The sequence below is a fragment of the Clostridium sp. RTP31139st1_H3_RTP31139_211217 genome (genome assembly GCF_040227035.1).
GTDB classification, from domain to species: domain Bacteria; phylum Bacillota; class Clostridia; order Clostridiales; family Clostridiaceae; genus Clostridium; species Clostridium saudiense.
In genome coordinates this window covers 1-25,963 of sequence record NZ_JBCOAB010000002.1, presented here as the reverse complement: position 1 = coordinate 25,963, position 25,963 = coordinate 1, and the positions used below count along the sequence as shown (strand labels likewise).

23 protein-coding genes are annotated in these 25,963 nt (G+C 27.8%); 2 read left to right on the top strand and 21 right to left on the bottom strand.

Features of this window, described 5'->3' with window-relative positions; translation table 11 throughout:
- Window positions 1-138: 138 nt before the first annotated feature.
- The 13 genes from ABUA17_RS01125 to ABUA17_RS01065 all read right to left on the bottom strand — a co-directional run bounded on the left by ABUA17_RS01125 (window position 139) and on the right by ABUA17_RS01065 (window position 15,735).
- On the bottom strand, window positions 139-297 hold the full coding sequence (locus ABUA17_RS01125) for a zinc-ribbon domain-containing protein (protein ID WP_042394571.1): 159 nt from the start codon (window positions 295-297) through the stop codon (window positions 139-141).
- A 189-nt stretch (window positions 298-486) separates the two neighbouring features.
- Complete coding sequence (locus ABUA17_RS01120; RefSeq protein ID WP_055274793.1) at window positions 487-1,956, bottom strand: hypothetical protein; 1,470 nt, start codon at window positions 1,954-1,956, stop codon at window positions 487-489.
- Window positions 1,953-3,359, bottom strand: a complete 1,407-nt coding sequence (locus ABUA17_RS01115) for a sensor histidine kinase (RefSeq protein ID WP_055274791.1) — start codon at window positions 3,357-3,359, stop codon at window positions 1,953-1,955. The genes ABUA17_RS01120 and ABUA17_RS01115 overlap by 4 nt, the downstream gene beginning before the upstream one ends.
- The gene (locus ABUA17_RS01110) at window positions 3,340-4,041 is read right to left on the bottom strand and encodes a response regulator transcription factor (protein WP_042394583.1); all 702 of its coding nucleotides are present in this window, start codon (window positions 4,039-4,041) and stop codon (window positions 3,340-3,342) included. Before ABUA17_RS01110 ends, ABUA17_RS01115 begins: the two co-directional genes overlap by 20 nt.
- Window positions 4,042-4,138: 97 nt before the next feature.
- Window positions 4,139-5,062, bottom strand: a complete 924-nt coding sequence (locus tag ABUA17_RS01105) for a polysaccharide deacetylase family protein (RefSeq protein WP_055274789.1) — start codon at window positions 5,060-5,062, stop codon at window positions 4,139-4,141.
- Between the two features lie 217 nt (window positions 5,063-5,279).
- Complete coding sequence (locus ABUA17_RS01100) at window positions 5,280-6,107, bottom strand: energy-coupling factor transporter transmembrane component T family protein (RefSeq protein WP_042394590.1); 828 nt, start codon at window positions 6,105-6,107, stop codon at window positions 5,280-5,282.
- On the bottom strand, window positions 6,104-7,810 hold the full coding sequence (locus ABUA17_RS01095) for an ABC transporter ATP-binding protein (RefSeq protein ID WP_195958766.1): 1,707 nt from the start codon (window positions 7,808-7,810) through the stop codon (window positions 6,104-6,106). Before ABUA17_RS01095 ends, ABUA17_RS01100 begins: the two co-directional genes overlap by 4 nt.
- 256 nt (window positions 7,811-8,066) lie before the next feature.
- Window positions 8,067-8,618: an ECF-type riboflavin transporter substrate-binding protein gene (locus ABUA17_RS01090; RefSeq protein ID WP_195951496.1), complete on the bottom strand. Its 552-nt coding sequence runs from the start codon at window positions 8,616-8,618 to the stop codon at window positions 8,067-8,069.
- A 42-nt stretch (window positions 8,619-8,660) separates the two neighbouring features.
- Window positions 8,661-9,518 (bottom strand): SAM hydrolase/SAM-dependent halogenase family protein, encoded by an 858-nt coding sequence (locus ABUA17_RS01085; RefSeq protein WP_172676129.1) that lies wholly within the window; start codon window positions 9,516-9,518, stop codon window positions 8,661-8,663.
- A 250-nt stretch (window positions 9,519-9,768) separates the two neighbouring features.
- Window positions 9,769-10,935, bottom strand: a complete 1,167-nt coding sequence (locus ABUA17_RS01080) for a galactokinase (protein WP_195955166.1) — start codon at window positions 10,933-10,935, stop codon at window positions 9,769-9,771.
- A gap of 62 nt (window positions 10,936-10,997) precedes the next feature.
- Window positions 10,998-12,521 (bottom strand): UDP-glucose--hexose-1-phosphate uridylyltransferase, encoded by a 1,524-nt coding sequence (gene galT / locus ABUA17_RS01075; RefSeq protein WP_042394599.1) that lies wholly within the window; start codon window positions 12,519-12,521, stop codon window positions 10,998-11,000.
- 72 nt (window positions 12,522-12,593) lie between these two features.
- Window positions 12,594-13,814, bottom strand: coding sequence for an ROK family transcriptional regulator (locus ABUA17_RS01070; protein ID WP_055274785.1), 1,221 nt, complete (start codon window positions 13,812-13,814; stop codon window positions 12,594-12,596).
- Window positions 13,815-14,010: 196 nt separating this feature from the next.
- On the bottom strand, window positions 14,011-15,735 hold the full coding sequence (locus ABUA17_RS01065; protein ID WP_042394604.1) for a glycoside hydrolase family 13 protein: 1,725 nt from the start codon (window positions 15,733-15,735) through the stop codon (window positions 14,011-14,013).
- Window positions 15,736-15,864: 129 nt separating this feature from the next.
- On the opposite strand from ABUA17_RS01065, the gene ABUA17_RS01060 reads away from it, so the two are divergent.
- A complete protein-coding gene (locus ABUA17_RS01060; protein ID WP_042394607.1) occupies window positions 15,865-16,536 on the top strand; it encodes a helix-turn-helix transcriptional regulator in 672 nt (223 codons plus the stop codon).
- Between the two features lie 101 nt (window positions 16,537-16,637).
- On the opposite strand, the gene ABUA17_RS01055 is transcribed toward ABUA17_RS01060, so the two are convergent.
- The 8 genes from ABUA17_RS01055 to ABUA17_RS01020 form a co-directional block, all read right to left on the bottom strand.
- Window positions 16,638-17,375 carry a GNAT family N-acetyltransferase gene (locus ABUA17_RS01055; RefSeq protein WP_055274783.1) on the bottom strand — a complete coding sequence of 246 codons (738 nt, stop codon included), beginning with the start codon at window positions 17,373-17,375 and terminating at the stop codon, window positions 16,638-16,640.
- 22 nt (window positions 17,376-17,397) lie between these two features.
- Window positions 17,398-18,084 carry a YjjG family noncanonical pyrimidine nucleotidase gene (locus ABUA17_RS01050; RefSeq protein WP_349818166.1) on the bottom strand — a complete coding sequence of 229 codons (687 nt, stop codon included), beginning with the start codon at window positions 18,082-18,084 and terminating at the stop codon, window positions 17,398-17,400.
- Window positions 18,085-18,206: 122 nt separating this feature from the next.
- Entirely contained in the window at window positions 18,207-18,596 is a 390-nt protein-coding gene (locus tag ABUA17_RS01045) for a GH36 C-terminal domain-containing protein (RefSeq protein ID WP_042394616.1), read from the bottom strand.
- Between the two features lie 217 nt (window positions 18,597-18,813).
- Window positions 18,814-20,253 (bottom strand): DEAD/DEAH box helicase, encoded by a 1,440-nt coding sequence (locus tag ABUA17_RS01040; RefSeq protein WP_042394619.1) that lies wholly within the window; start codon window positions 20,251-20,253, stop codon window positions 18,814-18,816.
- 253 nt (window positions 20,254-20,506) lie between these two features.
- Window positions 20,507-21,184, bottom strand: coding sequence for a ferredoxin-like domain-containing protein (locus ABUA17_RS01035; RefSeq protein ID WP_042394622.1), 678 nt, complete (start codon window positions 21,182-21,184; stop codon window positions 20,507-20,509).
- A gap of 247 nt (window positions 21,185-21,431) precedes the next feature.
- Window positions 21,432-22,253, bottom strand: a complete 822-nt coding sequence (locus tag ABUA17_RS01030) for a hypothetical protein (RefSeq protein ID WP_042394624.1) — start codon at window positions 22,251-22,253, stop codon at window positions 21,432-21,434.
- Between the two features lie 96 nt (window positions 22,254-22,349).
- The gene (locus ABUA17_RS01025) at window positions 22,350-24,011 is read right to left on the bottom strand and encodes a ribonuclease J (protein WP_055274947.1); all 1,662 of its coding nucleotides are present in this window, start codon (window positions 24,009-24,011) and stop codon (window positions 22,350-22,352) included.
- Between the two features lie 301 nt (window positions 24,012-24,312).
- Entirely contained in the window at window positions 24,313-25,467 is a 1,155-nt protein-coding gene (locus ABUA17_RS01020) for a LysM peptidoglycan-binding domain-containing protein (protein WP_195948466.1), read from the bottom strand.
- 228 nt (window positions 25,468-25,695) lie between these two features.
- Here ABUA17_RS01020 and ABUA17_RS01015 point away from each other — a divergent pair.
- Window positions 25,696-25,963 (top strand): transposase (locus ABUA17_RS01015; RefSeq protein WP_349824091.1); only part of this gene is annotated, 268 nt, incomplete at its 3' end.

The following is a 25,963-nucleotide window of genomic DNA, read 5'->3' as shown; positions in this document are numbered from 1 at the left end:
ATTTTACCATATTTTTTATTATATGTGTTAATTTGTTACAATTTTATGAAACCAATTTATCTAAATATATTTTATACTATATTTATCTTTTTATAAAAAAAGACTGTAAGATTAATTCTTACAGTCTTGAAAATTCAATTACTTTCTATTGTTTTGTTGTGCTTTTCTTGCTCTTCTGCATTCAACGCATCTTACTGGTTCGTTATCGAATCCTTTTTCTTTGTAAAATGCTTGTTCACCTTCTGTGAATAAAAATTCTTTTCCGCAATCTCTGCATACAATAGTCTTATCTGCCATTATAAATTCCTCCATTTTCTTAAGATTTATCATGGTTAATAATATTACTCTTAAAAAATAAGGAGAAATTTTATTAATCTACTTTAAATCTTGTTATTGTCAAAATTGACTTCTCCTTAATTATACCATATATTTTTTTTTTTACAATACCTTTGTAAGTGTATATTAAACATTTTACATAATTACTAATTAATAATTATCATCTAAAATTACATCTCCATCAAGAAATACCTTTTCCCATTGTTCCACATAACTACCATCACACCATTCCGCCATTATTACTTCTTCATTTTCATCAATTGGAATCATTTCTATAGGTTCAGTAATTAACATTCCGTTTTCTATTTTATATATAGATATATATTTATCAAACTGAATTAATGCTATTTTACCTAACGGAGATATAAATGCATCCTTAAATAACCCTAACTCACTCTTTAAATCTTTCCAAGAAATATACATAGTATTATAATTAATAAATCTCTTCTCTGGCAATATTCCTATATTAAATTCTTCTCCATCTTCATTCATATTTTTAGGCAAAATCTTTCCTATAAATCTCCACTTTCCAAGTTCTCTTTTAATAGCAACATTACTTTCATCATAAGTCCCAACATTCAATCTTTCTTTTTCCTCATCTGACAAACTATCTATTTTATTTTTTAATTCATTAAGATATTTTTCCTTTTCTTTTTCATTAAATATTTCATTAACTTGTAATCCACTATCTATATTAATATTGCTTACTGGAATTATTTCATATATTGGATAATTTCCTTGAAAATTATCTCCTACATACTTTTGAATAGCTATATAATCATTCCCAACAAAAAGTATACTTTTATATATATTTGTAACAAAATTATTACTTATTTCATTTTTTTCACTACTTACTTCCCCATATACTCCTACCTTAAATTCATCAATAACAAATCCATCTTTACTATTTTCCTTTACTCTCAAGCTCCAAATTCCACTTAACCTTGGAAATATTATATTTTCTTTTGCATATACATATCCTAATCTATAATTATGGTGTGATATCCAAAGTGTTCTATAACTTTCTTCAGTATAACTCATATCATCTAATTCTTCTCTAGGAGTCTTTAACCCTAACATAACTCCTTCTAATGTATCAAAATCATCATACTTAATTTCACTATTTATATCTTTCTCTTCTTCATCACTTCTGAAGCTCACATTTTCACTAATCTTAGTTAAATTTAATAAATATCCATGATATATAAATGTCATTTCTGTATCTGAATTTAAAAAGAACTCTCCTACCACTTGATTATTATCTATTACTGAAATCAAATCTATAAATTCTTTCCCATTCATATATTTACTTATAGATACATTCTTTTCGTATGATAGCATATAGTCACTTTTAATAGCTTTTAACTTATACCTTACTTGCTTTTTATTATTATCTAATATTTTTATTTCATTACTTCCTATTTTTATTTCTTTATTTAACATATTATCAGTATAGTCAGCTTCATCTTCATCAAATACTTCTACAGAATTTATCTTCCAAACACCTATAAATTTAAAACTGTTCATTTTTTCTAGCTTTTTATTTACGCTTTTACAACTTATGAACATTGATATAAATATTGTAATTAATATTATTATATATCTTTTTACTTTCATCATAGATTATCCCCCTCACTTAAGGGAATTTCTATTTGTATTGTTGTTCCTTCATTTTCCTTACTATTTATTTTAAATTTCCCTCCATGAAGCATAATTATCTCATCTGCAATTGATAATCCTATTCCATTTTTAGATTTACTATTTTTCCCTTTGTAGAATTTATCCTTAATTCTTGGTAAGTCTTCTTTGCTTATACCTATTCCATTATCCTCTATATCTAATTGGAAGGTATTATTTACTCTACTTGCTTTTATAATTATTACACCATTTTTATCAGTAAATTTAAATGCATTATCAATAATATTATTTAACACTTGTTTTAACCTATTCTCATCAAAATAACCATATCCTATATTAGGTTGGATTAACACAGTGAATTTTCTTCTTTCTTTTATAGCCCTTGGCTTCCAGTTATTTTCTATAAAAAGCATAAATTCTTTTATATCACAATTACTCTTATTTAATGTAATAACTCCATTGATTAACTTAGAAAAATCTAATAATTCTTCAACCATATCTGTTAATCTATCACTTTCTTTTTCTATAATATCTAATCCTAATTCAAGTGTATCAACATCACTATAATCATACTTTAATGTTATAGCCCATCCCTTAATAGATGTTAATGGCGTTCTTAATTCATGTGAAATAGATGAAATAAATTCATTTTTCAACTTTTCTCTCTTCTCTAATTCGCTTCCCATATAGTTCAATGTTTTCGACAATTGCGAAATTTCAATATTATCTGTAATATTACTTCTTATATCCAAATTTCCATCAGCCATTTCTTTAGCTACTTTTGTTATTTTTTTTATAGGTTTAACTATATCTCTAGCTATTATTAAGCTCATTATTACTCCTAATACTATAACTACAACAGAAACAAATAATATTAAAATGCTAAATGAATCTAATATTCTATTTACTTCAGTTAGTGGAAATACAATTCTTACTATCCCTATCATTTCATCTGCATCAATTTTTGAATTAATTCCCTTGGAAATAATCATTACCTTTTCATTATACCAATCAATATGCCCACTCCATATTCCTACATTTCCACTTTTGGCCTTTGCTATATCTGGGGTACTTAAAAGTTGATTATCTCTAATTCCGTAAGAATCCATTAATAAATTCCCATCTGAATCTAAAATTTCAATTTGCTCTTCTTTTGTATTCCAAAAAATATCTACATTATCATAAATGTTTTCCATTAATTTATTATTAGAAAAATATTTTTGATAAAAGTTTATAGCTGATTCTAATTGATTAATTAATGTGTTCTGGGTATTTTTATAATAATATGCCTTAAGACATAAAATCGTTAATACATCAAAGACTAATACTGTAGATACTATTACTATTAAAAAGTTTTTTAATAGTTTACTTCTTATGCTCTTCAACCTCTTCGCCCCTCCATCTATATCCAAATCCCCATATAGTTTCTATGTATCCTTGTTTTGATGAAGATGATTCTATTTTACTTCTTAATCTTCTTATATTAACATCAACAATTTTAGGATCCGCAATATAATTTTCTCCCCAAATTAAATCCATTAATTCATCCCTAGAAAATGCCTTCTCTGGATTTTCTAAAAATAATTTTATTATAGAATATTCTTTAGGTGTTAAATCAATTTCTTTATCTGATTTAAATACTTTTTTTGCATAAGTATCTATTTTAAATCTTCCTTGCTCTATAGTTCTTTTTTCTTCTTCATCACCAATTCTTCTTAATATTGCCTTTATTCTTAATAAAAGTTCCATAGGATTAAATGGCTTTACAATATAATCATCTGCTCCATATTCTAATCCTGTTATTTTATCAATGTCTTGACTCTTTGCTGTAAGCATAATAATCCCTATATTCTTTTCTTCTTCTCTAATTCTTTTACATACATTAAAGCCATCTATTCCTGGCAACATTACATCAAGTATTACTATTGCAGGTTTTTCATTAATAGCTATTTTTATACCATCCTCTCCATTATCTACCTCAATAACCTCATATCCATTTCTCTTCAAATTTATTTTTAAAAATCCTCTTATACTTTCTTCATCTTCAACTATTAATATCTTTTTCATTATTTCCTCACAAATATACATTATTATAATCTGTTATTTATAATTTGAATTTTATGCAAATAAAATACTGGATAAAATTTGTATTTATCCAGCATTTTTATTTTAAAGTTCTAAATTCATATCCTAAAGACTTTAAATAGTCTATACTTTGTTGTAATGATTCTGCCGTAGTAGGTTTTGCATCAGTATCATGCATTAAAACAACTAAAACATCATCATTTCCACATAAATTGGTTATTGTTTCTTTTAATCTATTAATTAATTGCTCAACAGTTTTACCATTTCCTTCAGCATCTCCATTTAAAACATTCCAATCTATATAAGTATATCCATGTTGTTCTAGAACCGGATCAAGATTTCCTGTCTTCCATGACATATGCCCTCCTGGGAATCTAATCACTTTAGTACTAAAATCATCTCCTAAAACTGATTTCATTACATTCTCTGATTTTTCCATATCATTTATAAATGCTGTAGTATCAGCAACTCTTCCTGGATATAAAATACTATAATTATGACAATATCCATGATTTCCAATAGCATGACCTTCTTTTACCATCTCCTTTAATAACTCTTTTTGAGTATCACTCTTTTCAACATTACTACCTAACACAAAAAATGTGGCCTTAATCTCATTATTTCTTAGAGTTTCTAATATTTTTGGAGTTGTTTCAATTGAAGGACCATCATCAAATGTTAAATATGCAATTTTCTTTCCATCTGTTCTTAGATAATTCCACTTATTTAACATATTTTCAATTTCTCTAGCATTATCTGCGTTTATATCATTTTCATAACTTGTATATGTTAATCTTTCTTCTGATGAATTTGAATCTCTTCCATCATTTTCTTCCATTTCTAATTCTGTGCCTTGCTTCGCACTTACTTGCTTGGCTTCATCCTTATTAATATTCAAAGCAATTACCCCAATTAAAATTACTACTGTAATTGCTAAAACTCCAATAAGTATTTTCTGATTCTTACTACTATCTTTATTGGTAATTCTCTTTGAATTTCTCATTACTCAAACTGCCCCCTAGTTTTTTCTACTATCATTTATACCTTTATTATAACTATATATACACACAATTAAATTACAAAATAGTTACAAAAACATCACATTTAGCATTTATTTTTAAATACCTATATATTTTTTTGCATTTTTCCTCATTAATATTCCCTATATAATAGAATAAGTTAGCACTATTATTTTTTCAATAGTGCTAACTTATTATTCTTTAAATAAATGGATTATAAAAACGTCCGCCATTAATTACTGTTGCAATAATAGCTATTACTAATATTATACTAACTAATATTATTGTTATATAATCTCCTTTTTTAAACGGTCTACCATTATACCAAGTACGCTTCTTATTACTACCAAATGCTCTTAATTCCATAGCTGAACTTATAGTTTCTATTCTCTCTAAACTTGAGAATATTAATGGCATTAATATAGATGCTGAATTTTTAATTCTTTTACCTATTTTTTCTTTCTTAGACATATCTATTCCCCTAGCTTGTTGTGCAAATGATATATCTTGATAATCACGTTGAACATCTGGTATATATCTTAATGCTATAGAAACCGAATATGCTATTTTATAGCTTACACCTATTTTATTTAATGATGATGCAAACTCACTTGGATTAGTTGCTACCATAAATAATAAGGCCATTGGTATTATAGAAAAATACTTTAATGTTATGTTAAATTGATAAAATAGTTGTTGTGCAGTTACTGTATATGGTCCTGCAATCTTAAATAAATCAGTTCTACTTCCATATATCGCAACCCCTTCATATGGCGAGAATATAAAAATAGCTAAATTATTTAGTAATAAAAATATTAATATGAAATATAAAACAAATGAAATTTGTTTGAATTCTACTTTTGAAATTTTAAATACAATTATACTTATAACAAACATTCCTAAAAGTACACGTGTATCGTATGTAACCATTGAAGCTACTGCCCAAATAATTAAGGCAATTAGTTTTGATGCCCCTGTTAGTCTATGAATCGGTGAATCTATATCTGAATATCCAATCATCGTACTCATATTCTTCTAATCCTCCTATCGTAATCAATAAACTTCTTAACAAACATTCTTGGATTTTCTAGTTTAGCCTTTACAGCTAATTCATATAAAGATGTTTCCTTTAAATTTGCCTTATTGATTACTTCTTCATCTGTAAGAACATTAGCTGCAATATCCTCAGCTAATTTTAATCCATTTGATAGTACTATTGCTCTGTTAGTATATTCAAGCATTAGATGCATATCATGAGTTATCATTACTATAGTTACACCTTTTTTATTTAATTCTTTTAAGAATTCCATAATTTCAGTGTAATGTTTAAAGTCCTGACCTGCTGTAGGCTCATCTAAAATAATAACTTCCGGATTTAATACTAATATTGATGCTATTGTAACACGTTTCTTTTGTCCAAAGCTTAAAGCTGATATTGGCCAATTACGGAATTCGTATAATCCACAAATCTTTAGCGTCTCAAATACTCTATTTTTAATTTCTTCTTCAGGAACTCCTCTAACCTTAAGTCCTAAAGCTACTTCATCAAAAATCATAGTTTTAGATATCATTTGATTTGGATTTTGCATTACAATACCTATTTTTTCTGCACGTTCTTTAATAGTATCATTTATTAAATCTCTACCATCAAATAATATTTGACCTTCTGTTGGCTTATAAAAACCACATATTAATTTAGAAATAGTTGATTTACCTGCTCCATTTCTTCCTACGATACTAACCATTTCACCTTTATTAACCTTAAATGAAACACCATGTAATATTTCTTTTCCACTTTCATACGAGAACTTTACATCCTTCATTTCAAGGATAGCTTCACCTGTTGTTTGCTTTTCCTCTTCAGAAGTTTCTTCATACCAAGTTTTTAATTTTTCTCTGCATAAATCTATATTTAAAGTATCAATATGTTCTGGTTTCATTTCTGGAGTAATTGTACATCCTGCATATTTTAAAGCTGTAATATATAATGGTTCACGTATTCCAGTTTCAGATAAAATATTTGAACTTAATAATTCTGCTGGAGTTATATCCGCAGCTATTTCACCATTATTAACAACAATTACTCTATCCACAGCACAATGTAATACATCTTCTAATCTATGTTCTATTATTAATATAGTCTTTTTAGTTTCCTTTTGAATTTGATCTATTAACTCAATTGCACTTTTTCCTGTTGCAGGATCTAAGCTTGCAAGTGGCTCATCAAATAAAAGTATATCAACATCTCCAACCATAACTCCAGCTAATGTAACACGTTGTTTTTGTCCACCTGACAAACTATATGGTGCATCATTTAAATGAGTGTCTATTCCAACAATTTCAGAAACAATTTTAACTTTTTCTTTCATTTCTTCTTGAGATACACAATCATTCTCTAACTTAAAAGCTATATCTTCTCCAACTGTCAATCCTATAAACTGTCCATCAGGGTCTTGAAGTACAGTTCCTACTGAATTTGACAACTCAAATATACTCATTTCCTTAGTTTCTTTGCCTTTAACTTTTAAACTTCCAGAAATTTTACCTTCATTAGAAAATGGTACAATCCCATTTATACAATTCGAAAGAGTACTTTTACCTGATCCTGACGGCCCTACTATAAGCACCTTTTCTCCTTCATATATAGTTAAATTTATGTTATTTAATGTTGGCTTTGCTTGAGCTCTGTATTGAAAAGAAAAATCCACGAACTCAATTACAGGTTTTTTCATAGCAAATCTCCCTCGTTTTTTATGTAAATTACAATTTATTAATTATTATTTAATTTTTTTATTATCTTATTTTAATAAACTACTTACTATTACTTTATTCGCTTTTAGTGCTTAAATTTTTTATAGCAAAGTCTAAGTAATAATCTACATTAAAGATAATACTATATTTTTAATCATATGTATATTATGAAACAAATTCTTTTTTAAATTAACTAAAAATACCAGAGACATAAAGTCTCCGGTATTTTAATAGATATTATTCTCTATCTAAGCTTCCCTTTTTAACTCTAGTCTTAGAATAAGTATATAATAATATAGTACCTAATATTCCAACTGTAATCGCATTTGAAGCCCCTGCTACAGCACCTTGTAAATAAACTTTCTTAGCTGGTTCAGCATATATAAGTATATCTAATGTTGGTGCAATTAAAAGCCATGCTATTGCATTAGCCACAACTTGGTAAATATTAAATAATATCATTTGTTTTTTACCAAATTCACCTTCATTAACCTTTAATCTTTTACATGCTAACCCAATTATAAGTCCTATTGAAGCTGAAGCAATAACCCAGCTAAACCATGGTGGACCATAGAAAACTAAGTCTTTTAATGCATGTCCTATGAACCCAATAGCAACCCCTGCAATTGGTCCATATAAAACTGCCATTAATGCTAAAAATGCATAGCATGTTTCAATATTAGTATTTGGTATTCCAGATGGAATAGACCCAAAACGACCTAATATCATAAATACTGCAGCACCAATACCAATTGCCACAATTGTTTTAATTGATAATTTGTTACCCATATTATTTCCTCCTTCTCAATATACTATATGATACTTTAAATTTTATTCATAAACTACTCTTGGAGCCTTTCTAATAGAAATTATCCAATTAGTTCCTGTTTGTATGTTATATGCTTTTGAGAAAGAACCTTGATTTATAGCAACTGCTAAGTTATCTAATGAATTAACATATACTAAAGTCTCCCCAACATGAACGTCTGCAAATGATTTTGCATATACCATTATATTTCTGTAAACTTCTCTTGTATCATTCTTTATTGCAACTTCTACTCTATCGCCATACTTGATACCTAAACTAGTAAATAACTCTCTTCCGATGTTTGTCCAAAGACTTCCGAATCTAACATCTAAAACATCAATTGTTCCAGTTACCATATCATTATTCTTTGTTGATTCAACTACTGGTAATTCAACTATATCTTCAACTGGAATTTCTGGTCCAACTTGTTCAAAATCTATAACTCCAGCAGCAAGTCTAGCACCTGTATAAGCATATATATCTCTTCCATGGAATGTATATGATGCTCCTGAATTAGGTAATCTATTTATAGTTTCATCTATTTCTCTTGCTTCTACAATTCCACACATACGTTTAATATGAGTTAATGTTCCATTGTCCGGTGTTATTATGTATTGCCCTTTTGCAGTCTTAACCCCAATACTTTTTCTATTAGAACCTACTCCTGGATCTACTACAGAAACAAATACACTTCCTTCTGGCCAATAAACTACAGTTTGTATTAGTCTATATGACGCCTCCCAGATATTGTATTGTGGTATTTCATGAGTTAAATCAAATAATTGTAATGTTTTATCTACAGAGTATGCAACTCCATACATAGCACTAACAGCTCCATCCGCTATACCAAAATCTGATTGAAATACTAAAGCATTTTTCATAATATAAGCCTCCTGAAAATTATGTCGAATTTTATTATACCTTTAGCATAAACACGAATCATATTTTAGTCAACTTATTTTTTATTCGCATTTTAACGAACATTAATCTTTTTCTTTTTCCAGACAATGCTTTCTAATTATACTTTTTTATTAGTTAGTAGTCAATAATTTTATCTATTTGTAATTGAATACTATTCTTTACAAGAAAAAAGGAAACCTTTTTAGGTTTCCAATAATTTTATATGTTTTGCTAATTAAGCACATGAGTTCCTTCACCTATATTACTTGTATAGAATGATGGTTTAATTTTTGTAACCTCTTCATATGCTATAGATACTTTTTCTTTGAATTCAATTACTTTAGCATTATCAACCAAAGCTATTGCACATCCTCCAAATCCAGCACCTGTCATTCTAGCGCCAATACAGCCTTCAATCTTTAAAGCTTCATGAACTAAAGTATCAAGATGAATCCCTGTAACTTCATAATCTTTTTCAAGAGACATATGTGAAGCTGTTAAAAGTTCTCCAAAGCCTAAGATATCATTATTCTTAAGCATTTCCATACTCATTTTAACTCTTTCATTTTCACTAACAACATGTACGGCTCTTCTTTTTATAGTTTCATCAGTGATGAATTTTTCTATATCATCTAAAGTTGCTTGGCATAGATTTTCTAATTTTCTTTCTTTATTACTATTTATAATAGCAAGCGCCTTTTCACATTCGGCTCTTCTTTCATTGTACTTTGAATCTGCAAGTTCTCTCCTCTTGTTAGTACTCATTATTACTAAGCTATATTCACCTAAATTTAATGGAGCATATTCATAATAAAGAGAAGCGCAATCTAATAATATTGCATGATCCTTCTTTCCTACAGCTACTGCAAATTGATCCATTATTCCACAATTAACACCTACAAATTCATTCTCTACCTTTTGACAAAGCTTAGCTACTTCAACTCTATCAATTTTTTCTGGATTTTCTAAATAAAGAATAATATATGCCATTAAAACTTCAAGCGCAGCTGAAGATGAAAGTCCAGCACCATCTGGAATATTACTAAATAGCACAATATCCATTCCTGGTACCTTATGCCCTAAATCCTTAAGTTCTTTGATAACTCCCTTCGGGTAATTACCCCAATCATCTTCCTTCTTATATACTAATTCATTATCTAAATCTATAATAACTTCACCAGCAACATTTTTTGATCTCATTCTTATTTTACTATCATCTCTTAATGCTAATGCAGCATAAATACCAACAGTAAGTGCTCCTGGAAATACAAATCCACCATTATAATCTATATGTTCTCCAATTAAATTAACTCTTCCTGGCGATAAGAAAGTTTTTATCTCTCTATCATCTACACCATATTCATTTTTAAATAACTGTAACATTTCTTCTCTATTCATTCTCTATTCAACCTCTCTTATAACAATCTATTTATAAAATTAAATAACAAACTTATCACTATCTAAAGTACTTGGTTTAAGAATTTATCTAGTCCAGCCTGTCCTTTTTTATTTCTCTTAAATACACCAGCATCTTCAAGTACTTTTGAGAATATAAATCCAACTTCCTTTTTAAGCAATTCCTTTGCCTCAATATAATTTAATGATGAATTTTCTCTTAACATTTTTTCTATCCATGGAATATGCTTATTAATTTCATTATTTCTTTCTGCTTCTTCTCTGTTATAATCTAATTCACCACATAGTATATTAGCTATAATATCTAATTCCTTCTCTAATCGTCCTGGTAAAACAGCTAATCCCATAACTTCAATTAATCCTATATTTTCTTTCTTTATATGATGAAGCTCCTTATGTGGATGGAATATTCCATCTGGATGTTCTGCAGAAGTTCTATTATTTCTTAATACTATATCTAACTCAAAAGCATCACCTTTTCTTCTTGCTATTGGTGTTACTGTATTATGAGGTATATCTCCTGAAAATGCTAATATATCATTTTCTTCATCAGAATACATTTTCCATGCTTCAAATATATCCATTGCTGCATCTATAACTTCATTCTTATTATTTCCCTTAATTCTAACTACAGACATTGGCCATTTAACACTTCCAATTTCAAGATTTCTATATTTACTACTTTCATAGTATTTTTCTACTTTAGCCTTTTCCATTGGGAATTCATGTCTTCCACCTTGGTAATGATCATGTGTTAATATTGAACCACCTACTATTGGTAAATCCGCATTTGAACCTATAAAATAATGTGGTAAAACTTCTGTAAATTCAACAAGCCTTTCAATTGAACCTCTTGTTAATTTCATTGGCTCATGTTCACCACTAAATACAATACAATGCTCATTATAGTAAACATATGGTGAGTATTGCATAAACCACTCTCTATTATCTAAAATCATAGGTATAATTCTATGATTTTGTCTTGCTGGATGATTTAATCTACCTGCATACCCTACATTTTCTTTACAAAGAAGACATTTTGGATATGTTGATTGTTTCATTAGCTTAGCTTTTGCAATTTCTTTAGGATCTTTTTCTGGTTTAGATAAATTAACCGTTATTTCTAACTCACCATATTCTGTTTTTGCAGGCCACCAAAGATTTTTAGCTATTCTTTCTGTCATAATATAATTTGATGCTTTGCTTAAATCATAAAACCAATCTGTTGCTTTTTCCTTAGATTCATTTTCATACTTATCATAAAAACTCTTAACAACTTCACTTTCTCTTGGCATTAATAAGCCCATAATCTTAGCATCAAATAAATCTCTATGTGTTGTTGTATTTTCTTCTATTAATCCAGCCTCAACTGCATAATCTAAAATATTATTTAATATCTTAACAGGTGTCTCTTCAATTACTTCTTCTACTTCACCTTCAAATGGTTCCTCAACTTTCAATAAATCAATTAATGCATTTCTTGTTGCAATTATGTCCCACTTGGAAATCATTTCCTTACTCAATGCAAATTTTAAAAGCCTCTCAATTTCATACCCAATTTTATTCATAATCTCACCATCCACTTTTATTTTTATTTTTTAATTGATTTAACAAACTTTGGTTATTTGTCTATCTCATATTTAATTAATACTCATCCCATTAAATATTTCTTGTATTACTAATGTTGTAGCACCAACTACTGCTGCATCTCTTCCTAACATACTTTTAATTATCCTTACATTTTCACTTGAAAGCTTCATTCCTCTATTCTTGACAATTTCATTTAATGTCTCAATTGCATAGAATGTATTTTCAAATATTTCACCAACAACTACTATTGATGTAGGATTTAATATATTTATTAAATTTGTAATTGCTATTCCTATATATCTTGCTGCTTCCTTTATTATAGATATTGCTAACTCATCTTCTAACTTAGCTGCTTCAGAAATATCTTCTATTGTTAATTGATTAATATCAGCCTTTAACTCTTTTAAAACACTATTTGTACCTTGCTTAATAAGTTTAATAGCTTTTTTAGTAATATTATTATTAGATGCAACTGTCTCAAGGCATCCATAATTGCCACAATTACATTTATCTCCATCACCTTCAACAACTATATGACCTATTTCTCCTGCACTAAAATCAACCCCATAATAAGGTTTATTATTTATAATAATTCCAGCACCTATACCATTTGAAATATTCAATGTTACAAAATTTGATATATCCTTAGTAATTCCAAACCAACTTTCTCCTAAAGCCATTGCTCTAACATCATTATCAACATAAACACCTAAGTTTAATTCATTTTCTAATGCTTCTTTAATATTTATTTCCTTCCAGCCATAGTAAGGTGAGTATATAGACATTCCTGTTCTAGCATTTACTATTCCATGTAACGCTACCCCTGCCCCTAATATTTTTTCTTTTTCAATTTTACTACATTCTATAACTTCATTAATTAATTTAACTAACTCTTTAAAAACAAAATCATAATCATATCTTTCTTCATTAATTTCAATAGATTTTTTTAATATAATTTCTGCCGAAAGATTTGTTATGACAACATCTATCATCCCTACGCCAATACTTATTCCTATTACATATCTGGCATTTGGATTTAATTCTAACATTATTGGTGGCCTTCCTCCACTTGACTGTCCTACTTTACATTCAACTAAATATTCATCTTCTATAAGCATTTTAGTAATATTAGTCACACTTGCCGGCGTTAATCCTGTTATCTTTGCAACATCAGCACGTGATAAACTTCCATTATCTCTAATAACCTTAAGTACCGCTGAAACATTTAATTGCTTCATAAGTTCAAAGCTACCTCTTACTACCTTATTCATTACATCACTTCTTTATTAATTATTTTAATAAAGTCCTTAAAAAATTTTCCCCTTTTTAGGACTCGTGAAATTGTTTTCTTAATTTTATATTATCATATTTTTACAGTTTGTCAATATAATTATGATTAAATTACTTCGATGTAAAATTAATTTTATCAATTCTACACCGAAGCTTATTAATGTCATTAATTTACTTTTAGTATTTAAAAACTTTAAATGATCTTTTATCTAAATTTATTTTCTTTAATTCTTGGATATTACCTGTAATTAGCTCTTTAGCACTACATTTTAAATTTAATTCTATAATAGCATCTTCATCACTATTGTTAAATATAACTATTAACTTTTCATCATTTAGTACCCTTTTAAACGCTAATAAGTTTTCATCACAATACACTTCTTCAAAATCACCATGAACAAGCGCCTTATTTGAAGCTCTAATTTTAATCATTTTTTTGTAGAAATTAAGCAACTCTTTATTTTGCTTTTCTTCATCCCAAATCATACATTTTCTGTTTTGAGGGTCATCTCCTCCATCTAAACCAACTTCATCTCCATAATAAATATATGGAACACCTAAATATAAAAATTGATATGCAATTGCTAATTTAATTCTATCTATATTACCTTCACATTCATCATAAATTCTTTTAGTATCATGACTTCCAACCAAATTCCACATTTGCTTAGTTATACTATCCATATATAAAACCCTATTTTCAGCCATTATATCTAAAAACTCTCTTGCTGTAATAATGTTTTTACCAAAGAAATCTATAATTGCATTTTTAAATGGATAGTTCATAATTCCATCTAATTGGTCCCCTTTTAAGAAAGAATTTGCTTCGTGCATTATTTCACCAATAATAACAGCATTTTTATTAGCTTTCTTAACTACCTTCCTAAAAGCTCTCCAAAATTCATGCCCAACTTCATCACAAACATCAAGTCTCCAACCATCTATTCCAATTTCTTTAATCCAATACTCTCCAACCTTAAGTAAATACTCTTTAACCTCTTCATTATTTGTATTTAATTTCGGCATATTATCACAACCGTTTGCAAATGTATAATACTTATTCTTTGACTTACTAACTGGCCATGAATCAATAAAATACCAATCCTTATATTTTGATTCTTGTTGATTTTTAATCACATCTTCAAATGCGAAAAAATCTGATCCTGAATGGTTAAAAACAGCATCAAATACTATCCTTATTCCATTACTATGTGCCTTTTCAACCAATTCTCTTGCTTCACTTAAAGTACCAAATTGAGGATCTATATCAAAGTAATCTTTTGTATTATATTTATGATTAGTTGTTGATTTAAAAATAGGCGTTAAGTAAATTAAATTTATCCCCAAATCTTTTAAATATGGCAATTTATCTATTATCCCTCTCAAATCACCCCCATACATACTTCTTTTATGAACCTTACCCTTTCCCCATGGAAGTGTTCCTTCAACATTTATATTGCTATCACCATTGCAAAATCTATCAGGGAAAATTTGATATACCACTGACTCTTGAAGCCACTTTTCTTCATAATATAAATCCTCTTCTGCTATATATGGAAATTGGAATGAATTCATATCATTATATTTAAACTCTCGATTAACAAATCCTCGTTCATTATATTCAAACCTTTGATTATTATTATCTATAAACTCAAAATAATATCTATATCTATTTCTAAACACTGAAATTTCTGCCTGATAATACGTAAACAACTCAGTTTCAGCAACAACTATCATTTTCTTTTTTAAATATGGATTTTCCCAATCATACCTATCCTTATAATAGATATAACATTCATTAACATCGTTTCTTGCTACCCTTACTCTAACTACTAATGTATCTTTATCCTTACCATAAGCATAAGGAGTATCTAAAACATGAAAAACTGCATGCTTATTCATATAACCACCTCATCTATTTTATAATATCTATATACATAATTATAAATTTTTAAGTTGAGCTAATTTGTATATTTATAATATAATAGTTATATATTTAATATATTTTATTTTAAGATGGGGGATTTTTTTATGTATGAAAGCTTTATTTCAGATTTAAATATATTTAGTAATGAATTTTCATCTTTTATCGATACTAGTGACAGGCCTGCCATACTTTATAAAATTCAACAAAAGCATATTGGTGAATTAGAAGATGATTTAAACATTGAGGATAAAAAAATAGATTTATATATTTGGAATGCTATATTTTCTAAGGAAATTATAAGACATGGTATTTCAAAGAAATACTTACATACTTTATACAATAAGTATTATGAAAAAATACCTACTTTAAATGATTTAAAAGCCTTACAAGAACTTGAACTTGAAATGGCTGAAGCATATCTTGAATTTTTAATTAGTGATGTTGAAGTGAAGGACAACTTTATAGTAAACAAGCTTCTTCAACATTTGCATATGAATATTGAAAGTTTTATGTCTCTCGATAAAATATCTGAACATTTAGGAATAACTCCTGAATATGCTTCTACTTGTTTTAAAAAGCATATGGGAATTTCTTTAATGAAATATTCTAAAAAAATTAAAATAGATAGAGCTAAGGTTTTATTACTTACAACTAATAAAAGTATGCTTGATATTGCTATATCTCTTGGCTTTTATGATCAAAGCCATTTTTCTAGAACATTTAAATCTTTTGAAGGCGTTACTCCATCAGAATTCAGAAATACACACTATATTTAATGGTTGCATCATGGTAAGGCGAAAAAATAAATAGAGTATCTTAAGGAAAGTTATATTAATTTCTAGAGATAATCTATTTATTTTTTCTTTATTAACAACTATTATATTTTTCTTATCTTCACTTCTGCAAAAGCTGGATAAAATCCTGAAGCCAATGCAACCTTTTGTGATATTATATGTGATTCTACTGTACCATAAAAAGGAACCTTTCCTCTACGTAGTATTTCATTTTTTAATGCTTTAACTACAGTCTTAGCAACACCTTTCTCTTCAGCGCCTTCTAAAACATTAATTCCAATTTGCCACATTACATCACTATCTTTACTAGCTCCAGCCATGCCCAATATATTTCCACGCTCATCAATCTTAGCTACAGCAAGTACATCTGGAAAATTATTATCAAATGCAAATGCTTCATCAAATCTATTATCATCCTTAAACTGCTTTATTTCATCTTGATTATACCATTTTAAATCATTTACTATATCATCATCTATACCATATGGCAAATAATAATGATGGGTATTTTCTATTTCATATCCAAATTCATTTAACTTTTTGTCTATGATTCTTAAATTGGAATATAAAAATAGCCAATCACCATTTCCATTTGAAAACTTTTCGTTGCACCATTCTTTAATACATTCATCAGCAGATAAAATTGCCTTTCCATTAAAAACAAGTATTTTTAATATTTCTTTATCATCAGTATACCTTCTATCACCTTCATTTAACTCAATATTTGTTATTAAATTATTTCTATTATCAAAATCCTCAACTGAACAATTATAATCCTTGGCCAACTGCTCCTTAACCTTCTTCAATATTTCTTGCTTCACGGTTTTATTTCCTCCAATTTATTTATGATAATAAATCTGCTAATTCTTTATAGCTAGACACTTCATAAGTAGGGCTTAAACCACTATTATTTTTTTCCTTGTGTATATTAAACCAACAAGTATCAATACCATAATTAATACCACCTCTTATATCAGAGCTCAAGCTATCTCCAATCATAAGAATCTCATTTTTATTTACACCTTCAATATTACTTAAAGCATATTCAAAAATTTCAGGATTTGGCTTTGAAATTCCCACCTCCTCTGAAATTACTATATCTTTAAAGTATTTTGCGATAACCGAATTTTTAACTCTTCTTTCTTGTATAATGGTAAGACCATTAGTTACAATAGAAAGAATATACTTACTACTTAAATCTTCTATAAGTTCAATTGCTCCATCTAGTAAAAAGGATCCATTACCTAAATTAATCATGTAAGCTTTTGAAAATTCTTCCTCATCAAAACCCGCATTCAACTTATCATTTAATCTTTTAAACCTTTCTATTTTTAATTTTTCTTGAGTAATTATGCCTTCCTCAAGTTCTTTCCAAATAGCAGTATTTATTTCTTTATATATACTAAAATGATAACTTTCATCATAATCAAATCCAAATTCCATCATAGTATTTTTAAAAGCTTCTCTTTCTGTTTTTTTAAAATCAAATAAAGTTTCATCTGCATCAAATAATATTACTTTGTAGTTCATAATAATTTACTCCTAAATTCTATTTCTAATTTGCTCTTATAAAGTAATTATACATTATATTTTGTAAAACAAAAAAGGAAGCCAATTTAAGCTTCCTATAAAAATTTTCACTTCATTATATTTTATATTGCCTTTAAATAAATAACACTACCTTCAATATCTCCACATAGTGTATTAATATTTACTCCTAAATTCATTAATGCCCCACCTGAAAATACTTCCCTCGTTCTTATGTTCTTATAAATTGCATCCTCTTTTAAACCTTTTAACTTTATTCTCTTTAACATTTTAGTATCCTCTAACGATACTCCTTTAAAAGTAAGAACAACTTCTAATCTATCTTTTGATATTATTTCTATACATTCTACAGCCTTATCCTTAGAAAAACCTTTTATTTTATAAAATCTTTTTCCATCCTTACTATTACATATTTCACTTTTTGAAGATCTATCTTTAATATTATTACATACTATATTAAATCTATTGTTATTTTCTATAACAGCTATTCCCATAACTAATCTGCCCCCTTGTATAATTTTTAAACTATATATTAAATATGATAATTTTTTAATGTTAACGTTACCAATAGAATATACTATTTTTACCTTAATATCAATAGTTTAAATAAAAATTGTTTAATTTTCTTAATAAATGTTCATTTTTTATATTAATTATATCTACTTTTAACAAAAAGGTTGTATCAATTTTGATACAACCCTTAATACTTTATTACTTTCTTGCCTTTTCTACCTTAAGCTTTTTACCTTTTATTGTTGAATTTTTAAGTGCTTCTATAACCTTGTTTCCTTTTCCATTTAAAATATCAACATAAGATACAGTATCTTGAACATCTATTATTCCTATATCTTCGGCAGTAATTCCTTCTATTCTTGAAATAGCACCTACAAAATCTCCTGGTCTTAATTTTTTCTTTTTACCACCATTGAAATATATTTTAGTAATATTCTTATTAATTACCTTATCTTTTTCTCTTTTCATTTTTGGCTTAGACTTTAATAACTTAATAGACTCATTTCTTTTTTCAGAATTTACTTCTGGAAGTTCACTACTTACTGGAATTTTAAAACCTATGTATTCTTGAATCATATCAAGTAATCCATCTTCATATTGATTAACAAAAGATATAGCTTTCCCACTAGCTCCAGCTCTTCCTGTTCTTCCTATTCTATGTACATAAGCTTCTTTTTCAACAGGCAAATCATAGTTTATAACATGAGTAATTCCTTCAACATCAATTCCTCTTGCAGCAACATCCGTAGCTACTAAAACTCTAAAATTCCCTCTTTTAAATTTATCCATAACATCAAGTCTATCTTTTTGAAGCATACCGCCATGAATTTTATTAACTGAATAACCCTTCTTATTTAAATTTTCAAAAACCTTATCAACATTCTCTTTAGTTTTACAGAAAATAACTGCAGTTTCAGGAGCTTCACTTATCAAAAGCTTACTTAAGTTATCCAATTTATAAAACTCTTCAAATCTATATAGTTCATGTTTAATATTATCAGTTATTAGCTTTTGTGATTTTATTTCAATATTAATAGGATTCTTCATATACATATTACATAATGATATTATTTCCTCGGGAATAGTTGCTGAAAACAGCATTGTTTGTCTATTTTTGTTTAAGGTATTAATAATATCTCTTACTTGATCTATAAATCCCATGTTTAACATTTCATCTGCTTCATCAATTACTAAATATTTAATCTCTGAAGTATCTAATGTTCCTCTATCAATATGATCAAATACTCTTCCTGGAGTTCCAACAACAAAGTGTGATTTTTGCTTTAATTCTCTAGCTTGTTCTGAAAAAGGTTGTTTTCCAAATACAGCAACAGCTTTTAATCTTTTAAATCTTCCTATATTTTTAATTTCTTCTTTTACTTGAATTGCAAGTTCTCTTGTTGGAGTTAATATTAAAGCTTGTGGTTTATTTTCTTCCCAAACTACCTTTTCACTTAAAGGTATTGCAAATGCAGCTGTCTTTCCGCTCCCTGTTTGAGATTTAACTATGATATCATTTCCCTTAAGCACTTCTGGAATTACTTTATCCTGTACATCTGATGGATTTTTATATCCTATACCATCTAATGCTTTCATTATTTCATTGCATAAATTATATTTACTAAATGTATTATTCAATCTGCTTCCCTCATCTTTATAAAAATTTATTATTTCATTTAATTAGTATACCCTATATTTATGTTAAGTAAATAACTTTAACTCTCGAAATACCTTTTTATAATAAAAGAATTTCTCTTAAACACTATATATTTTGTACTACTTTTAAATATTATTTAAATTTTTTTTATATAACTAGTTTAAATAATAAAAAAGCAAATATTAAAGCTGATTATGTTAATCATACTTTAATATTTGCCTCTATTATCTTAAATTATGCATTTAAAAACTCTTCAATATTTAATTGCTTTTTAAATTCTTCTAAGCCAATTCTATCTATATAATTTCCTAATCTTTCTCTTCCTTGACCATGTTCAGCATAAATATCTATTACTTTTTCAACTACATCAAAGATTTTTTCATCTGGAATATTCATAGCTATTCTATCACCTAATCTAGGAATAACTCCACCTCTTCCTCCAAGGTAAAGAATCCATCCTTTAGGTCCTCCAATTAAACCAATATCTCTTGTATGGCTATCAGCACAACTATTTGGACATCCACTTACACCTATTTTTAACTTATTAGGAAGATTTCTTCCATGGAATGCACCATCTAATTTAGATCCTATTGCAACTGAATCTTGTAATCCTCTCTTACAGAAAGTAGTTCCTGGGCATATCTTTACGCTTCTAACGCATAACCCTATAGCAGCTCCAGGTTTCATTCCTAAATCAGCCCATGCCTTATCTATATCTTCTTCCTTTATTCCAACTATAGCAATTCTTTGAGCTCCAGTAACTTTTACAGCAGAAGCATTATATCTTTCTGCAACATCAGCTATATCTCTTAATTGCTTTGGAGTAATTAAGCCTCCTGTTAAATGTGGCGCTATTGCATATGTTTCCATATCCCTTTGTACTACAGCTCCTTTATCTAATAAATCTTTCATAGATAAATCTCCTTTCAATCTTATAAAAGTAAAATTTTTAATATAACAACTTTCATTTAAGTATTATATATAATTTTAATTAAAAAGTAAAAAGCTATCTATACTAACAATAATGGAAACTCCCTATTCTACTCACTAAATTAGCCACAAGGTGTATTTATCCTAGCTATATCTAATATTCATAATATCATTTACATGTATATTACTATTCAATATTATCTTAAATTCAGTTATTTTTTTATATAATTTATTGATTAATTTTAGTCATTTCATTTAATATATAAGCTAACTTTTTACTACTTATTTCAAATACATTTTCTTTAATTTCAATCTTTACTACTTCTACTTCTTCTGAAATTTCATTAATTGAATTTCTTAATTCAATTATATTTAATCCCTTTGATTCTTTTCTACCATATCCAATATCATATTTATGTATATCGGCATCATCTTTCTTTTCAAATAAATTAAGTACACCTTTTCTATCGCAAGCTAATTTACTTTTTCCATCCTTACCTAAATCATCACTTTCAATTGCATATACAAGCTTTCCATGGAACTTCATCATAGTAAATAGAATCATTAATTCATATTGATTTTTTTCTAAAAAGTTCTCTTCACCTTTGCTATTGAAATAAGCATTTAATAAATCATATGGAACCATAACCATGGTACATTTACCTTCATCTATAGAAAACTGATAAATACCATTAAATACTCCATACTTAATTGCTTCTATAATTTCTTCACCTTTTAATGTTCTTATATATTCAACTCCATCTTTTATTAAGCCAAAATGCTTTACAAAGTCTTGTGCAAATTCTCTTTCAGAAAAAAACCACATTCCTGGCATTTTTTTATGATTTAACGCACATAATGGCTTAGCTACATTATTTTTAATATCTTCTAACGAAGATTTTTTTGAAGCTATAGTATAAACTTCTTCTAACTTTAAGAATTCACTTAAAACTTCTTCATATTTCTTTTTAAATCTCATAACATCTTCTCTTGGAGTTTTTGAAAATTCTTGCATTAACTCTTGATATTTTTTAACTGTTCCTATATTCATATTTATTACCCTTCCCCACTTTAAATGTTTACATAATAATTATACATACTTTTGTTTGCTTTATCAAATATGTAAATATAATTTTAAAAATTATATTTATGTCTCCATTATAATTGGAATTATAGTTGGTCTTCTTTTTGTTTTTTCGTAAATATAATTTTCTACTGCTTTTTTCACATTACTTTTTAATACATACCATTCAATAACACCAATCTCTAAACACTTTTCTACTTCAATTACTGATATTTCTTTAACTTTATTGATTAACTCCTCTGATTCCTTAACATATACAAATCCTCTTGTAATAACATCTGGTCCTGATACTATACTTAATGTCTCTCTTTCAATTGCAACAACTATAGTTAACATTCCATCTTGTGCTAAGTGCCTTCTATCCCTTAATACTATATTCCCAACGTCTCCAACACCCAATCCATCAACAAATACAGCTCCAGTTCTTACTTTACCTTCTTTTTTACAACCATTTTTAGTTAGTTCTAGTACATTTCCAGTTTCTAAAATAAATATATTATTTTTATCCATACCTAAATTTTCTGCCAAATCACCATGATGTTTTAAATGTCTATATTCACCATGAACAGGCATAAAATATTTAGGATTAACTAAAGTATGTATTAGCTTCAACTCCTCTTGATATGCATGACCTGATACATGCACATCTGCTAAATCTTCGTATATAACATCTGCACCTTTTCTAAACAACTCATTTATAACCCTAGAAATAAGTTTATCATTTCCAGGGATTGGAGAAGCAGAAATTATAAAAGTATCTTCATGCTCTATAGCTATTTTCCTATGATTAGAAAATGCTATTCTTGCTAAAGATGCCATTGGTTCTCCTTGACTTCCAGTTGTAATTAATGTGATTTTACTATTATCGTAATCTTTTAAATCATCAATACTTAATACACTATTCTCAGGTATATGCAGATATCCTAGTTCCATTGCAACTTTTGATATATTCTCCATACTTCTTCCATTAAAAACAACCTTTCTTTTATTTTTAATAGAAGCATCAACAATTTGTTGCATTCTATGTATATTAGATGCAAAAGTTGCTACAATAACTCTTCCTTTAGCTTTACTAATAATTCTATCTAATGTGTGCCCTATACTTTTCTCTGATAAAGAATGTCCCTTTCTTTCAACATTAGTACTATCTGCCATAAGTAAAGTTACTCCTTCTTTACCTAAATTAGATATCCTTTGCAAATCCATTGTTTCTCCATCGATTGGTGTATAATCTATTTTAAAGTCCCCTGTATGTAATATTGTACCAACTGGAGTAAATATAGCTAAGCTACAAGAGTCAGCTATACTATGGGTGTTTCTTATAAATTCAACCTTAAACTTATCAAATTTAATTACATCTCCAGCTTCAACATTATGTAATTTAACTTCTGATAGTAAATTATGTTCTTCTAACTTTGTCTTTACTATACCTATAGTCAATTTAGTTCCATATATGGGCACATTCACTTCTTTTAGTACATATGGTAATGACCCTATATGGTCCTCATGTCCATGTGTTAAGAATATACCTTTTATCTTTTTAACATTATTCTTCAAATACGATATATCTGGTATTATTAAATCTACCCCGTACATCTCTTCATCTGGAAATGCTATTCCACAATCAACAACAATAATTTCATCATCACATTCAAAAACTGTAATATTTTTACCTATTTCCCCTAGTCCACCAAGGGGAATTATTTTTACTTTTTCTTCCCTCATTAAAACAGTTCCTTTCGCTACTTTATTAATTTCCTTATATTTATTATTCCTTGCCAATTTATTAGTTATTCTTCGTTTTATTAACAAATAATATTTTAGCAAAGAGTTAGTCAATATAACTCTCATCGCCATTTAGTACTTTTGCCATATTATTTAGTATTCATTAATGTATCTTCTACTACCAAATCTTAAATTACGCTTAAAAATTTCTATTAATCTAAAATTAAAAGTGAATAGTTATAAGCAATATATACTAACCATTCACTTTATCCTAAAATTTAAAAACCTTATCTCTTAATTGTTATATTTTTAATACTTGTCCTACATATATTAAGTTTGGATTTGATATTCCATTTATAGCTACTAAATGATTAACTGTTGTTCCAAATTTCAATGCTATTCCACTTAGAGTATCTCCTGATTGTACTGTATAGGTTGTAACTGTAGAATTTGATGTTGATTCAGATCCTGATACTGGAATCTTGAGTACTTGTCCTACATATATTAAATTTGGATTTGATATTCCGTTTAAGGCTACTAAAGTATTCACTGTTGTTCCATACTCTTCTGCTATCCCACTTAATGTGTCTCCTGCTTGTACTGTATAGTTTATTGTAGATGATGTTGATACACTTGCTCCTGATCCTGTTGTTGGAATTTTTAGTACTTGCCCTACATATATTAAATTTGGATTTGATATTCCATTTAAAGCTACTAAAGTATTTACTGTTGTTCCATATTCCTCTGCTATTCCACTTAATGTATTTCCTGATTGTACTGTATAATAAATATAACTACTATTTGAATTAGAATTAGAATTATTATTAGTACTGCTACTATCCCCTACAATCCTACTACTTTCTTCTAATAACATTTCTTCAGTAAATACATCCATATCTACATTTCCACTAACACCGGCTACACTACCAGTATCTGAATATTGCCATCCAGCATGACTATTTCCCCATATAGGATTACCTTGTGGAGAATTCACACCATATTCTGCTATCCATAAAGGATAATTCTCTAATCCATATCCGGACACTATATTATTATTAGCAAAGCTCACATAAGTATATATAGCTACTTCTGTGTTTGTAAGCGCTTTTACCTTTTCTAAAAATTCAACAGCTAATTCTGATAATTCGCTAGCTCCATAGTTTCCTGCCTTCTCTAAGTCTAAAACAAGCTTACAGTTACTAGTTAGTCCCTTTATAGCATTTGTAAAATATTGTGCTTGAGCATCTACTGAAACTGCTGGATCAAAGAAATGATAAAATCCAACTAATAATCCATTGCTAATCGCACCATTATAAAATTCTTGTAAATAAGAATCTATAAAATAATTCCCTTGAGATGCTAATATATATACTATTTGTGTTCCGCTATTTTTTACTTGTGAAAAATCTATACTACCTTGCCAATTGCTTATATCTATTCCTGTGTAATTTGCCATATTAAGCTCCTCCTTAGTTATATAATTTATCCTTAATTTTATAATATTCCGACATATAAAATTAGTGATTATAAATTATTAACTTTTAATTTTTTGGAGTTATACCAAGGCTTACTTTTCAAACAAAAAAGGGGCTGTCGCACTAAATAATTAGTGCGAGGCCCCTTTTGCAAAAAAAAAATAAATCCCAGACTCTATAAGCCTAGGATTTATGGTAAAATATTTTTCATGCTAACAAAAAAAATCTTACAACAAAATTATACTTTAAATCGAAAGTTTTATCAATTAAAACTTCCTTTTGATATAGATTGCATAATTCCAGAAAATGATTCGGTGAGATTACTAAGTCAGTTTGTAGAGGAGATGGATTTAACTAGACTATATTCTACTTATTTTAGAATAAGAGAAAATCAAGTACCGCCAATGAATATGCTGAAAATTATGCTTTATGGATATATGAATGGACTTTATTCTTCAAGAGATATAGAAACTGCAT

Coding starts and splice junctions, on each gene's coding strand:
- ABUA17_RS01065 (WP_042394604.1), bottom strand. CDS start 15,735: ATGAATAAGCATGCAGTTTTTCATGTTTTAGATACTCCTTATGCTTAT.
- ABUA17_RS01085 (WP_172676129.1), bottom strand. CDS start 9,518: ATGAAAAATGCTTTAGTATTTCAATCAGATTTTGGTATAGCGGATGGA.
- ABUA17_RS01060 (WP_042394607.1), top strand. CDS start 15,865: ATGTATGAAAGCTTTATTTCAGATTTAAATATATTTAGTAATGAATTT.
- ABUA17_RS01025 (WP_055274947.1), bottom strand. CDS start 24,011: ATGAGGGAAGAAAAAGTAAAAATAATTCCCCTTGGTGGACTAGGGGAA.
- ABUA17_RS01070 (WP_055274785.1), bottom strand. CDS start 13,814: ATGAATAAGGTAGTAAGAGGTAGCTTTGAACTTATGAAGCAATTAAAT.
- ABUA17_RS01080 (WP_195955166.1), bottom strand. CDS start 10,935: ATGAATAGAGAAGAAATGTTACAGTTATTTAAAAATGAATATGGTGTA.
- ABUA17_RS01050 (WP_349818166.1), bottom strand. CDS start 18,084: ATGAACTACAAAGTAATATTATTTGATGCAGATGAAACTTTATTTGAT.
- ABUA17_RS01120 (WP_055274793.1), bottom strand. CDS start 1,956: ATGATGAAAGTAAAAAGATATATAATAATATTAATTACAATATTTATA.
- ABUA17_RS01090 (WP_195951496.1), bottom strand. CDS start 8,618: ATGGGTAACAAATTATCAATTAAAACAATTGTGGCAATTGGTATTGGT.
- galT (WP_042394599.1), bottom strand. CDS start 12,521: ATGAATAAAATTGGGTATGAAATTGAGAGGCTTTTAAAATTTGCATTG.
- ABUA17_RS01030 (WP_042394624.1), bottom strand. CDS start 22,253: ATGAATATAGGAACAGTTAAAAAATATCAAGAGTTAATGCAAGAATTT.
- ABUA17_RS01020 (WP_195948466.1), bottom strand. CDS start 25,467: ATGGCAAATTACACAGGAATAGATATAAGCAATTGGCAAGGTAGTATA.
- ABUA17_RS01100 (WP_042394590.1), bottom strand. CDS start 6,107: ATGAGTACGATGATTGGATATTCAGATATAGATTCACCGATTCATAGA.
- ABUA17_RS01045 (WP_042394616.1), bottom strand. CDS start 18,596: ATGGGAATAGCTGTTATAGAAAATAACAATAGATTTAATATAGTATGT.
- ABUA17_RS01125 (WP_042394571.1), bottom strand. CDS start 297: ATGGCAGATAAGACTATTGTATGCAGAGATTGCGGAAAAGAATTTTTA.
- ABUA17_RS01035 (WP_042394622.1), bottom strand. CDS start 21,184: ATGAAAGATTTATTAGATAAAGGAGCTGTAGTACAAAGGGATATGGAA.
- ABUA17_RS01110 (WP_042394583.1), bottom strand. CDS start 4,041: ATGAAAAAGATATTAATAGTTGAAGATGAAGAAAGTATAAGAGGATTT.
- ABUA17_RS01105 (WP_055274789.1), bottom strand. CDS start 5,062: ATGAGAAATTCAAAGAGAATTACCAATAAAGATAGTAGTAAGAATCAG.
- ABUA17_RS01095 (WP_195958766.1), bottom strand. CDS start 7,810: ATGAAAAAACCTGTAATTGAGTTCGTGGATTTTTCTTTTCAATACAGA.